The organism is Sphingobium cupriresistens LL01, from assembly GCF_001046645.1.
Taxonomy (GTDB): Bacteria; Pseudomonadota; Alphaproteobacteria; order Sphingomonadales; family Sphingomonadaceae; genus Sphingobium; species Sphingobium cupriresistens.
In genome coordinates, this window is the sequence record NZ_KQ130434.1 from 1751409 (window position 1) to 1764607 (window position 13199).

Below are 13199 nucleotides of genomic sequence, written 5' to 3' on the forward strand. Positions count from 1 at the left end.
TCCAGCTCGCACGGACGGTTCATTGCGCGTTCCATCGCTCAACGCACTTCGCACTTTCGAAAGTGCGGGAAGACTCAGAAACTTTACGGCTGCGGCTAAAGAACTTCACGTCACGACCGGCGCTGTCAGTCGTCAGATGCAAGCACTTGAAAAGCACCTTGGCGAAGAGCTGTTCGTCCGCGGCCATCGCGAGTTGACACTCACGAAAAAAGGAGAAGACTATCTAGCCACCGTTGCAGAAGCCTTTCTAGAATTACGCTCCGCGACAGAGCGGATTTTCGGAGCACATGCCGCAGGCCCCCTCCGCGTTTCTTCATCCCTGAGTTTCGTTTTGCGTTGGCTCACTCCAAGGATGCTGGAGTTACACAGGAATGACCCCGACACGCGGCTGCAAATCACAACGTCCACCGATCCAATTGATTTCCGAACCGGCGATCTTGATGCTGGCATCAGACATGGTCCGACCGGTAACCTTAACAATGCGACGCAGATCCTGTTCAATCCGCTGCTCGTGCCGGTTTGCAGCCCCTCGCTCCTCCCGGCAGGCCAAAGATGGTCTCACTTAAGTGAGCTTAATGCACATCCCATTCTGCATTCGCTGGCTGGGCCGAAGATGTGGGGCACTTGGCTGGAAGGCGCGGGCCTGAGCGTCGCCGCCCTTGGCGAGACGACCTTTCTCAGCACATCCAGTTTGACCGTCGAGGCTGCCGCAGCTGGCGCAGGCGTTGCGATCGCGCACCTTCAACTGGTCGAGAACGATGTGATAAGCGGCCGGTTAGTTATCCCATGGGATTTGGCAGTGCGCGATCATCATCCATATTATCTCATATGGAGCAGCCTTATAGACACCAATCCTGCCCTGCTGAAATTTCGCCGTTGGCTCGCCCGAGAGGCGCAGGCGACAGATCGACAGATGATGCAGCTGCTCAAGGATCGACAAATTACCGAGGTAAGGAGCACATCACGTTAAGCCGGCTTGGCGTTGCATGTCCCCCTGTGGGCTGAGCCCCTCGCGAAGACATTACCGAGCAGGAATCGTCTACCGCAAAATAGTCAGAGCAGAGGCGAGTATCCCGCTGGCAACGTGAGCTTCAGCAATGACCACAGAACCGCGCCCTGGACGAAGCAACCGATCTCGACAATCGCCTGATGGTGGGTTCCTGCGCTGCCTTCAGTTCGCCCGCCGATGCTTGCCGCCATACCGTTTCCCGCAAAACTTTTCGAGTTGCGCCATCTCATGCGCTGCTGCCTGAGCGGCCGGAACGGCACAAGGCATGACACGTCCAGCATCCGTTATGCGCTCCTCGACCCTGTCGCGCAGTTCCTGGATATCTGCACGTGTCAGGATGTTCTTCTCCCGCAGATAACAGATGAGGCTCTGCAGAATGATGATCGCCTTTTCACCAGAGTCGATATCATGATCCATTCGCTACACTTTCCTAACGCGAGGCACCGACGGGTGCCACTGCCCTATCTTGATCGATTTCGTTTCGCCAAGTCGGGCCTGGCAAGAGGAGGGCAGCGCCGCCATGAAGCGCTGCCCCCAGCGCTCACTTGAACAAGGGGTTACGCAACGTGAGCTGTAGCATCACCGTACGCGGCTCGGTCGGCGCGCCAGCAAGATCGGCGCCAAGCCCCGGGGTTGCATAACCAGGGTAAGACGCACCCGTCAGGGGATATTCGAACGCCGTGGCGACCCGAAGCTTGTTGGCTAGGTTTCGCCCGATCAGCGAAAGCTCCCATGACTCATCTGCGGCCGCCAGCGTGGCAAATGCGTTCAGCCGCCACACGCCGCGCTGCAGCGCGCGCGGATTATGTCCGGGCTCCGGATTGAAACTCCCGGTGTAGTTTCCATCTCCACCGAAGCTGAATTTCATCGCGCTTGAGATCGGGAGATCATAGGTGAAACCATGACTCATCGTCCAGTCTGGCGCGCGCTCAAGCTGGGTGCCAGACAGATCTTGCGATGAGAAGCTCGAACCAATGGGCGCACCGGTGACGGGATCGAAACGCGGCACGAGGTTACGATTGCAGCCCTGGGCGATCGATTGACCAGCATAGCAGGATGCATCTGTGTAATTGAGATAACGAGCATGGTTGTAGGCAACATTTGAGCGCAGGGTCAGGCCCGGCAATGCCTTTGGCGCGAACGTAAGCGCCAGTTCAGCACCTTTGCTGCGGGCCGAGGCAGCATTTCGGACCTTCACCGAGATCGAGACGGGATCGAACGCATTCAGCTGTAGGTCGTCATATTTGTAGGTGTAGATCGAAGCATCAAAGCTTAGCTGCCGATCCAGAAGGCTTCCCTTGACACCCGCTTCGAAGCCGCGCGCACGCGCCTGACGATAAGTGATATCACCGCCAGAGCTGGCAGGTGCAGTATTAAATCCGCCCGAAGTAAAGCCCTCACGATAAGCGCCGTAGAAAGTGATGTTTCGCGTCGGCCTGAAGCGGACGGTGACCTCCGGCGAGAAGTCCGTGAAGTTCACCTTGTTGGGGTCGAGCGCAATTTGCACCGGCGTCGGCGAGAAGCCCGAAAGCGCGCTCGGATAACGGGCGAGATGGAGCCACTTATCCTCGATAGAATAACGACCGCCAGCCGTGACTTCCAGCTGTTCGGATAGCGTCAGAATGCCTTGGCCAAAGAAGGAATATGCTTCTGTCTTCTGACGGAACCGATCATCAGCCAAGACCAGCGGCCCTGTGAAGCCAGTGAGGAATCCGGTCGTCACCAGCGGTGCCTCAAACCTCTTCTGGGAGAACTGATAGTAGCTGCCGACAACGACATTGAACGGCGATTCAAACGATGTCGCCAGACGCAATTCCTGCGTGAATTGCTTGTCCTTGACGTGGCTGCCGGTGACTAGACTCTCAAGCTCGCCGGCCGACACGTTCCAGCTGAAATCTTCCTTGAAATCGTAATAGCCGGTCACGGAAGTGACCGTCAGCGTATCGGTCGGACGCAGAGTCATCTGGAGCGATGAGAGAAACTGCTTCTGCTTCAGGAACGGCTTGCCATTGCCCAGATAATAGGGTGACGCTGCCGCGGTCGTCGCCGAGATATTAGGGTCAGCCACATTGCGATCAAGCTTGCAGTCGTTCACGCCGGTGGTGTTACCGGCAAACACCTGAAGCTGCGGCGCACCGAGCGGACAGTCAAAAATCTGCGTGGAACCGCCGGGCCCGGCGTCCCGGTCCATCTGAGCATAGCTGGCCTTGAGCTTAGCGTCGAATTTTCCATCGGCACTCTCGAATTTCAGCGTGCCGCGAACGAAATAGTCCTCCGACTGCGGCGCCGTGCTGGTCGACACACCGGTCCCACCAGGAACGTTGTTCGACGCATTGGTGAACCAGCCGTCCTGCTTCGAATAGGCTCCTACAACCCGAAGGCCGAGCCCCTCAGCCAATGGCGTGGAAATCATGCCTTCATATTGTTGGCGATCCTGTGCGAATTCGTACCCCGCGCGCGCGCGCCATTCGAACTCCTTGCCAGGATCGGCAGAAACGAACGAAATAATTCCGCCCAAACTGTTTTTGCCGTAAAAAAGCGCCTGCGGCCCTTTGAGCACCTCAACCCGGTCGAGGTCGTAGATGCCCATATTGATCGCATTGCCCTGGCTCACCTGGATCCCGTCGATGTTGATCGACACCGCCTGGTCAACGCTCGGGCTCGTGCCGGGCGAACCGATGCCTCGCAGGTTGATCGAGCCGCCGCCCGGACCACTAACAGAGCCGACCTGCAGCTGCGGCACTCGGCTTGAAATCTGCGTAATGGTGTTGGTGGAATAGCGCGCAATTTCCTGCGAGCTTACAGCTGCGATCGCCGCAGGCACATCCTGCAAGCGTTCATCTCGCTTCCGCGCTGTCACAATGATGTCCTGGTCACCCACCACCGGCGTAGCCGCGCTCGAACCGGGCTGTGTTCCAGCATCCTGGGCGCTGAGAGCGGGCGCAAAGGCCATCAGAGCCACCGAGCTCATCATTGCCCCGTAAAGTGGAATTGCCCTCCGCATATTACCTCCCCTAGAAACTAACCTACCGCACGATATCGTTGACCGTGTCGCCTATTAGATACGCCTATGGTCAGGGCGAGCGTGAAGGACTTTTCTTCTGTTCGATTGACTAAACATCAACGAAGTCCGCGGCGGTAGAGGACCAGAAAGTGTGTAGAATGCCCATATCCGCGCCATTCCTCCCGCATTGGCCGCCAGTGAGTGCGCGACTCATCTCATCTGGGAATTCCGGCAGCACCGGTTTTTCAACGCAGTTGATCGTCTCCTGTGGCCTTTACATCACAATATTTTGTTCCCTGCGGCAGCGCGCTCGACTTGATAGGCGGAAACGTCTGCATGCCCGTTGATGCTACGGGTCGGTAGCAGAGAGAAACGACAGTCCGGCCGCAAGCTACGAAGCTGCATGCACGCCCCCCCCCCAAGAGCGTACCTCAGCTGGGATCATTCCGCGCGTACCGCAAGCAAGCCAGAATTGGAATCGTTTCGGATATTGAATTAATGAGTTTTCCGACCATTCGTATCCGCAGGATACTGCCAGAGACGGTCAGAACGACTGCGGATGGCCACACCGGAACAATTTTTATATTTATTTTTCAGTTTATTGAGTTTTACCGCAGTTCAAGGTGGCCCTCAGTGCTGAAACCGGGTGGACCTTTTAGATTGAGCACAGATCAATCATCGCGCATTTTTGTGCTTTGACGTTCCTTCCCCCCCACCTCAAACCATTTCCGCAAAATAGGCTGACGATTGCGTCACCGTATACAGGAGGGGAATGGATATGGCTTGCTTGCGCGTAGCGCTTCTCACGACGGGGATTTACCTGGCAATCGCTCCCTCGGCAAATGCGCAAGAGGGCGCCGTCCCGGCAGACGGGGAGATAATCGTTACGGCTCAAAAGCGTTCAGAAAGCCTCCAAAAGGCTGCGATCGCAGTGCATGCGCTCCAATCGGCGGACCTTGAGAAGTCGGGCATCCGCAATGCTCTCGACCTGCAATATGTCGATCCCGCCGTGAAAGTGATCCCCTCCATTCAGCCCAACATCGCCATACGAGGCCTCGGAACCGCCAATTTCAATCCCGGTGTGGATCCTTCTGTGGCCTTCAACCAGGACGGTATTTATCTCTCGACGCCCAATGCGTTGACGCCCGTTCTGTTCGACATCGAGCGGGTCGAGGCCGTGCTCGGTCCACAAGGCACTTTGTATGGCCGCAACTCCAATGGCGGGACGATCAACTTTATAACAGCCAAGCCGACATTCGAACTGGGCGGCTACGTCCGCGCCGGCTTGGGAAATTATGGCGCAATCAATTCGGAAGGAGCCCTCAACTTTCCAATCTCGGATACTCTTGCCCTTCGGGTGGCCGGGGGTTCTGATCATCACGACGCCTATAATGATAACGGCACCAACGATGTCAGGTCGTTTGCGGGTCGAGCAAAGCTTCTGTTCGCGCCCAGCGATCGTTTCACGGCGCTCTTGACTGTAGATGGCGCGAGCCGGAAATCGCATGCGACGTCCTATGACGGCTCATGCCCACCTGATCTCGAAAATGTCGCAGCATGCGCTACCACACCGTTTCGGCCCTGGACGGGCCTTCTGCCTGCTCAGCCCATCGGCCATGGCAATACAACCATCTACGGCGCCTCTGCGGAGCTTAACTATGATCTCGGCTGGGCAGATGTCATATCGCTGACCGGGTATAAGGTCACCGACTGGCGGAATTCGACTACGGCAGGTTGGTATGGTGGAGTGGACAATTTCGACTTCATTCAAAATACGAAGGACAAGTTTTTCACCCAAGAGATTCGACTGTCTGCAGCGCCCACGTCAGCGCTAAATTGGGTGCTTGGCGGCTTTTACTCGCATCTCAAGCAGACCGCCCTCACCCAGTATAACTATGTCCAAAACACTTTCGCGCCCGACGATTTCTACCAGGCGTTCCCGCTTACGGATTCCACTGCTAAATCTGCTGCGCTTTTTGCAGATCTGACAGTACCGATTCCTTGGCTCGAGGGTTTCAGTCTTGTCGGTGGCCTTCGGTATACCCATGAGACGAAATCCGCAGAAGGCTTGGTCGAAGCCGGGACCATCTCCACCGGCGTAGCCTTCCCCGGCTCGCTTGCTACGAGCGGTAAGTTATCTCTTGACCGCGTCACTTGGAAAGCAGGCTTCAAATACCAGGCAACGCCTAATAATTTACTCTTTTTCACGGCGAGCACCGGTTTCAAATCTGGAGGAATCAATGTTCTCCCTCCTGAAGCAGGGTCACTTGTTACGTATGATCCTGAACTTATCACCGCCTATGAAATCGGCTCGAAAAACTCCTTTTTCAATAACAGCCTGCAGCTGAACGCCAGTCTATTTCGATATGACTATAAGAATTATCAGGCGTATGTGTTCTGGCGTCCAAGCACCGGCGCGCCAAGCACGATATTGAACGGGACCTTCTTCCCCATCGTAAATTCGCAGTCCGCAACATTCAAAGGCGGAGAATTCAGCGCACGCTGGCGCCCTAGCCGGAATGATAATCTTGGCATATCCCTCAACCTGCTCGACAACACGTTCGACGATTTCCTGCTTGAGCTTCCCTTTTCCGCACCCGTTGATTTTTCCAATACCCCGGTATTCCTCTCTCCGAGATCGACGGTTCGGATCGACTATGAGCGTGGCATCGATCTGGCCAACGGGGATAGGCTTACAGCTGGCGCTGACATCTCCTTCGTCAGCCATCAGATTGCCCAGGGCAGCTATGTCGATGGTGCGGGCGAAACTCTGCTTTATCGGGTGCCGAACTATCACAAGACAAATGCGAACCTGAGCTACAAGGTAAGCAAGATGGACCTGACCATTTCCGCCTTCATCCGCAACATTGAAAACAAGGCGGTCGTTAACTCGGTAGCAGCCGGCTTCCCGATCCCGGAAAACTACTTCCAGGTCAACTATCGCCTTGATGCCCCGAGAACATATGGCTTCTCCTTGCGCAAATCATTTTAGAGTTATTGATCCCGCACATCGCCGATTGACGGTGTGCGGGATCGTCAATGGGTCACACAATGCCGGCAACGTGAGCGCGCCACGCAGCGACGCATTCGTCGCGTCGATCCCAATATCATCGCCACCCAAATTCACTCCCCAAGCAAATGATCCATGAGATCGCTCACGACACACATTTGACGAGAAAGGTCACTGAAGTCCTACTCCAGATGGAACACTCAGTATACGCCGGTGGGACGAAAGATGGTGGGACCAAAGCGACTGATAAGTCGCCTACCCACATCGGCAGCATAGCGTCGCTGACGACTTTTGGTTGGGCTATGATAGATACCAACTGCACGCCAATAATCCCGCTTTGGACCAAGGCCCGACAAGAAGATCCAGCGCGCAGCCTCTGCGTTGAAGCAAGGGTCGTCTCTAAGCCAAATGCGGACCTGAGCAGGTGGCCGGTGCAGCAAACCGGCAAGCTTTGGAACCCACAAACTGTTGATCTGGAGCGGGCCGAGGTCGTAGCTTCCATCGCTGTTCTGGATTTCAGCGCCGACCCACCCCCCTTCTTGATCTCGAAGGCCCCAGAGGGTTTTCTCGAGCCAAGCCTGACCTCGCGCCGCTTGGCGTATGCAGCGAGTGACGTCGGCTGCGTCGTTGGCCGCAGAGCGCGAGGGCAAGGCAAAGCCTACTTCCGGACACGCCATCGCAAGACAGATGCCGATCAAGGCAAATCGATGGCTAGCGATCAATAGCATTGCGGTCCTCCCTCAATTGCTCGTCGCGCTCCTGCCCGGCGGTGGGCGAAGAATGCTGATCGTGCCCAGGCAAAAACGACCGAAGATGTCGTTCCAGGCGTTCCGCCCCCAGCCTTGCATTCTCGGCAAATCGCTCCGCCAGTCCGCCATTGCTGTGCGACCGCCGATTGAGCTGCCGCTCCAGCTGCTGTTCCTTGCGCGCCTGCCTGTGACGAACCTGTTCGTCGCGTAGCCGGACAATCCGTTCCTTATGGCGCACAGACAGCGCATTGCTGCGATCCTGCCCCAGCCGCCCGAGGCCTTCGAGCGAAGAGGTCTTTTCTCCCGAACGCACCGCCAACTTGTCGATCAGCTTCTGCTTGTCTTCCGTCCATAGCTTCACACCGAGACGGGCACGTGTGATGGCCGTGTAATAGTTTTGGCCATTCACCAGAGGAGAGCCGACTGGTGCCAGGACGTAAGCCCTGTCGTATGTCTTGGACTGAGCGGAATAAACCGTCTCGCCATAGCCGTGGTCCCAGGTCCTGTGGCGTGACAGGTCGACTTCCTGGACACGACCGTCGCGGTCCCACAGAACGGTTGCGAGCGCGCCGTCGACCTTCTCGATCGTGCCCCTTTCCGCATTCTTGAGATTGAGTTCCTTCGAAACAAGCCGCCACTGGATGCGATCTCCAGCCGCAAGTCCCCTCTTCTCTTCCAGAAACACATTCACCTGCGCCGCCTTACTGGTCCGAGGATCCCAGCGATGGATGCGCCCCTGATCGTCGATAAGGCGAACATGCTGCCGGCCCCTCTCATCCCGGCCGACCCCGATCACTCGATATTCACCATCGCGAACCAGCCCTAACGCGGGTTGGTCGCGGCTGAACTTTACGATCTGGCCATCAGCGTAGAAGCGGGCCATGCTCTTTTCCTGATCGCTGTGACCGCCAGGAACGAGAATCGAGAGCCTACTGTCTTCCGCGGCAATGACGCCCTCTCGCTTCAGCGCCTCACGGATCTGGCTGTTGACGATAAGGCGTGTAGCGTTGTCGAGAACAAGGATATTGGTCGAAGCACGGCTCTTGGGACTGAGATGGGTCCATTCGGCCACCAGCCCCTTGGCGAGATCCTCGCTGACGGCGCCGCTTACAACCTTGTCGACCGCACCGACCGACGCTTCATAGTCTCCTGCGCGTGCCGCCGTCACCGCGGCCTTCATCGCTTTCGTTTCCTGACGACGGGTTTCTGTCAGCTCAGCGGTCGGCAGGCCAAGCCGCTGCATAAGCCAAAAGGCCTTTCCCTGCTCTATAGCGCCCGTCTGCCTGTTATCCCCCATCAGGATCAACCGCGCTCCGGTTACCCGGCTGAGTTCAAGAACCCGCAACGCCTGTCGATTTCCCAGCTGACCCGCTTCATCAAGAACAAGAACATGGTCTGAGGTAAGACCGCGCCCGCCGTCGGCGAGCAGGCTGGCAACCGTTCGCGACTCGATCTTTGCCTTGGCCCCCAGTTCGGCGGCAGCGGATGATGTCGGAGCCAGAGCGACAAATATCTTTTCGGAGCCAGCCGCTGACCTCAACCAGCCAACGAGGGTTGATTTGCCCGCCCCCGCGACGCCGGCAATGCCGGTGACCCGATCATGCGAAAGAGCCATATGAACAAGAGCCCGCTCCTGCTCCGGGGAGAGATTCGCGGATTCCAGAGAGCCAAGAAGCCGATCGGCTGTCGTTATCGCGGTGGCGTCATCCAGCGCCAGCGCGACATGGAGAGAAAGAGATTGCTCGAGTTTCGCTGATCGCCGGCTGGTGCGGCTCATGTTCAATATGTCATCGCCGGTCTGATGACGTATCGCGAGAAGCTTCCGGCGCTCCTCTTGGTTTGCCACCAGGGGCCTGATGTCGGAAAAGCGAACTTCGCCGACATGGGACGCAAGAGCCGCCGCATAGTGGCGGCCAAGTGCGTTGACGGCCTCCCGACCTTCAGGCTGCCGGATCCCGAACAGGGCAGCGCGTCGAGCATCAGCTTGTGCGATATGGACCGTTCCGTGTCCGGCATCTTCCATCATTTTTTGCAATTTCGTGATCGACTTTTCATGCGGCACCAGCCGCTCGCGCCAGCGGAGATGAAGCTCTTCGAGCCCCACTTTCACTTTTGGCCCACGCGTGGCGTAGAAGGATTTGCGTCGTTCGGCCTGACCGACCAGACCGTGTGCACGGGCATGATCATCGATCTGCTGAGCTCGTTGAGACATCTCTCTGATAAGGGCCTGCGGTACACCCGAAATCTCAAAAAGCCCCCGCCGCGGATCGAATTCGATGTGATATCCGAGTTCGCGAAGACTGTGCGCGAGCTGATTACGATAGATCTGGCCGGTGGCCATTTGTTCGGCATACATGGCACGGCTTTCAAGGCTGGCATGGGGCTCGCACCCTTCCCGGTTCGTGATGTTGAAGATGACGACATGGGTGTGGAGATGCGGATCGAGCTCGCGGCTCGCATGCTCGGTGAAGCGCGCCCAAAGCAGCCTGCCTGTGGTTTCGTGGACAACATCCTTTCCTGCGCGCCGACGAAGCTGCGCATGCTCTTCAAGATAGGCTAGCGCGACATCGACAGCCTTCTCATGAGCTTCGATGATCCGCGCGTCCCCGGCGGCAAGAGCCATGATCGATACCGATTTGGGCGCGCTGATCGCAAAATCCCAACCGGGGTGGTGCTGAATTCCCTCCTGCCGATGGCGTCCCAGTTGCTGTTCCGCCACCTTCCCAGCTAGCAGCGCCTCCATGGCCTTTGAATCGACCTCGCCGGAAAGGCCAAGGCCCACCGCAAGGCTACCGCCCCAAGCTGAGATTTCGGCATCGCCCTTCGTGTAATAGTCGCCGATGGCGTAATAACGGGCGATGTTTGCAGGTGATCCGGACAGGCGGCGAGGATGCATCATGCCGGCCTCGCCTCGTCCCGATCGCCCGATGCTCGTCCATGTTGGCGCAGGCGAAAGCCGCTCGATGGTCCAAGCAGCGGCGGAGGTCCGGCGGAAAGCCCAGCGCTCGGTTCAGTGCCGTCCCGATCGTGCGATTGTGATGCTTCGTCATCCAACCGATCATCATCGGGCGGTGGCGGCGTCTCGAGCGGCAGTTGAGGCTGGGGCTTCTCCTTCTCTTGTGTTCGGCTGCGGGGGCGTGACTTGTCTTCCTTTGGCTCGGCTGCCGCTCCCGTATCGAACCGCAACGGCGGCGTCGTCTTCTCCGCAAAGGCCGGCTCGATTGTCGGAAGGCCATTGTATCTGTCGACAAAGCGCACGACCGGGAGGTTCCTCCCGAAGCGCAGATAGCCGGCAAGGTTGGGTAGGTTCGTGACCTCCGTTTGCATCACCAGCGGCCGGGTTACCTGCATCCGAGAGAGATTGACCCCATCGCGCATGTCATTGACGCCATAGGACATGCCCTCATTGGCTTCGACCTGCTCAACCTGTCCAAGATTTTCCGAGACATGCTTGGCTGTCGGGGTGTCGTTGGCGCGTAGCGCGACCCAGGTGGAACAATAGCCGGTTATAGCCGCGGCATCCTGGATGCCATAAGTCGCTTCCAACTGAGGATAGGACTGGAACCCCAAGATGCCGCACCCACCATATTTGCGCGCACGAGCGAGAAAGTCGCTCAAGGAAGGCAGTTTCTGGAGCGTCGGAAGCTCATCGATCACGCAATAAAGACGACGCTTGCGGTCGGCCGGCAGGCTCATGATCGCGCTGATCGCAATGTCGAGCCAGACCGTCACCAGGGGGCGAAGCGAAGGCAACTGATCTGCTTTCACGGTGATGAAGAGCCAGCTGTCATCTTCCTCATTGGCGACCCAGTCCCGGATGGAGAAGCCGTCGGCAGTATCGTCAAGATACGAAAAGCTGCGCATGACGGAGGCAAGTTCGGCGCGTATGCCTGCAGAGGTGCGATCGCCTTCCATGGAGATGAAAGCCGCCGCGTCGGTGCCCTCCGCGAATGCCGCCAAGGTCTTTAAGGGACTGCGCAGGATCGTGTCGAGAAGGATGGAGACGAGCATCCGGTCGCTTCGCGCGAGCTTGCGAAAGACGGCCACCAGCGTCCCGCGCGCAGCCTTCGCCCAGAAGGGATCGCCCCCTTTGTCCGGGATCGTAGACTCTGCAATTTGGTCATAATGATAGTCTCTGGGGACATCGACCCAGGGTGACCATCGGTCAGCCCGTTCATCGAGCGGATTGAGCAGAATGTCGTGCCCTGGCCGATAGAATTTTTCGACGAAGGTGCCTGCCGTGTCATAGACGATGGCGCGCTTGCCTGCCTTGCGCATTCCCGCCAGCATCTTTAGAATGATGTTGGTCTTGCCGGTCCCCGGCGCTCCGCAGATCAGAATATGCTCCGGCTCGAATGCGTCGGGCACAGGGACACCGCCTATCGAGAAGCTGCCCTTCTTCGTCCGCCAAAGGAGGCGCCGGAGTTGCCGGGCGGTTCCGAACCGGGCGCCGCGCAGGAACTGGTTGGAGCCGAGGCCCCGTCCCGTCCGGGTGAAATAGAACCAGGCCCAGACGAGCATCAGAAGAGCGAAGGCGCCCGACAGAGCCGCCCCATAGACAAGGTGATGCTCCATCGCCTGCATCGTCTTCTTTGCGACAGGCGATCCCAACAGGGCATCCGAACTGGTCCAATATTGTCGTCCCGAAGGGGTTCGAAAAAGGAGCGGCGCTCCCCCCGGCACATCACTTTTCAAGGTCGCCTCGGCGATCTTGAAAGCCACAAACCGCTCATAGTCACTGGACTTCTCGAGCACGTACCAAATCATGCCGCCGATCCAGATAACCAGTCCTGCGAGGGTCGTCTGAAAGAAGACCTGCGTGGTCATCCGGACATTATGGACGATGGCCTGACCGCCCCGAGTCCACGACCCCAGGGTGTCGTTGCGGAAGATGCTCACTGGCCACCCTCCTCGGCTTCAAGAAGCCCCCGCTCGAGGAGAAGTGCGCGAGCATCCTCCATTCCCTTCTGGAGAATATCCGGTCGTCGCGTTCCCACCGATGCGGCAAGGATGGCGAAGACCTGTATGAGGGTCGCCTGAACTTCATCGAAACGACCATGGTAGCCGCCCGCGTCCATACCCTCGAAGCGATTGAGAATATCGCGCACATAGTCGGGAACGGTTGTATCGGAGGCACGAGCGCCGCCGACGAGGCGCTCAAAGAGCGCGTCCTTGAATCTGATGGTAATCCTGGGCAAGCGCCGAACTCCTGTCCGACGCCTGATCGCAATGATGAAGCGGCGCCCTTATAGGCCACCAACAGGCTGATCTCAAATGATTATGCGGGTAGGAGGCGGCAGCCAAATCGTGCCAAGGCAGATCAAGCACTTACAGCGGAATGACTGCCGAACAGTGCCGGGCGGCGTCAATCAGTGCCATTGCCCGTGAACCGAAAACATCCCCGAAAGCCGCAGGAACGCGCCCGAT

Annotated in this window: 7 protein-coding genes; 2 read left to right on the plus strand and 5 right to left on the minus strand. The window is 57.8% G+C overall.

Annotated elements, in window-relative coordinates:
- Nucleotides 1-22: 22 nt before the first annotated feature.
- Complete coding sequence (locus V473_RS22855; RefSeq protein ID WP_169793922.1) at nucleotides 23-970, plus strand: LysR substrate-binding domain-containing protein; 948 nt, start codon at nucleotides 23-25, stop codon at nucleotides 968-970.
- 201 nt (nucleotides 971-1171) lie between these two features.
- Here V473_RS22855 and V473_RS08485 read toward each other — a convergent pair whose 3' ends face one another.
- Nucleotides 1172-1426, minus strand: a complete 255-nt coding sequence (locus V473_RS08485) for a hypothetical protein (RefSeq protein WP_066602593.1) — start codon at nucleotides 1424-1426, stop codon at nucleotides 1172-1174.
- A 124-nt stretch (nucleotides 1427-1550) separates the two neighbouring features.
- A complete protein-coding gene (locus V473_RS08490) occupies nucleotides 1551-3962 on the minus strand; it encodes a TonB-dependent receptor (RefSeq protein ID WP_169793923.1) in 2412 nt (803 codons plus the stop codon).
- Between the two features lie 838 nt (nucleotides 3963-4800).
- Between V473_RS08490 and V473_RS08495 the strand changes: the two genes are divergently transcribed.
- Nucleotides 4801-7005, plus strand: coding sequence for a TonB-dependent receptor (locus tag V473_RS08495; RefSeq protein ID WP_169793924.1), 2205 nt, complete (start codon nucleotides 4801-4803; stop codon nucleotides 7003-7005).
- A 729-nt stretch (nucleotides 7006-7734) separates the two neighbouring features.
- Here the strand turns inward: V473_RS08495 and mobF are convergent.
- The 3 genes from mobF to V473_RS08515 are packed head-to-tail and all read right to left on the minus strand — an operon-like array spanning nucleotide 7735 to nucleotide 12970.
- Nucleotides 7735-10671 (minus strand): MobF family relaxase, encoded by a 2937-nt coding sequence (gene mobF, locus V473_RS08505; RefSeq protein WP_082679024.1) that lies wholly within the window; start codon nucleotides 10669-10671, stop codon nucleotides 7735-7737.
- Nucleotides 10668-12671 carry a type IV secretion system DNA-binding domain-containing protein gene (locus tag V473_RS08510; protein ID WP_066602609.1) on the minus strand — a complete coding sequence of 668 codons (2004 nt, stop codon included), beginning with the start codon at nucleotides 12669-12671 and terminating at the stop codon, nucleotides 10668-10670. The genes mobF and V473_RS08510 overlap by 4 nt, the downstream gene beginning before the upstream one ends.
- Nucleotides 12668-12970 (minus strand): hypothetical protein, encoded by a 303-nt coding sequence (locus tag V473_RS08515; protein WP_066602611.1) that lies wholly within the window; start codon nucleotides 12968-12970, stop codon nucleotides 12668-12670. Before V473_RS08515 ends, V473_RS08510 begins: the two co-directional genes overlap by 4 nt.
- Nucleotides 12971-13199: the final 229 nt, after the last annotated feature.

Bases quoted from the DNA above. Each gene is read 5' to 3' on its own strand.
- mobF (WP_082679024.1), bottom strand. From the start codon at position 10,671: ATGATGCATCCTCGCCGCCTGTCCGGATCACCTGCAAACATCGCCCGT.
- V473_RS08490 (WP_169793923.1), bottom strand. From the start codon at position 3,962: ATGGCCTTTGCGCCCGCTCTCAGCGCCCAGGATGCTGGAACACAGCCC.
- V473_RS08485 (WP_066602593.1), bottom strand. From the start codon at position 1,426: ATGGATCATGATATCGACTCTGGTGAAAAGGCGATCATCATTCTGCAG.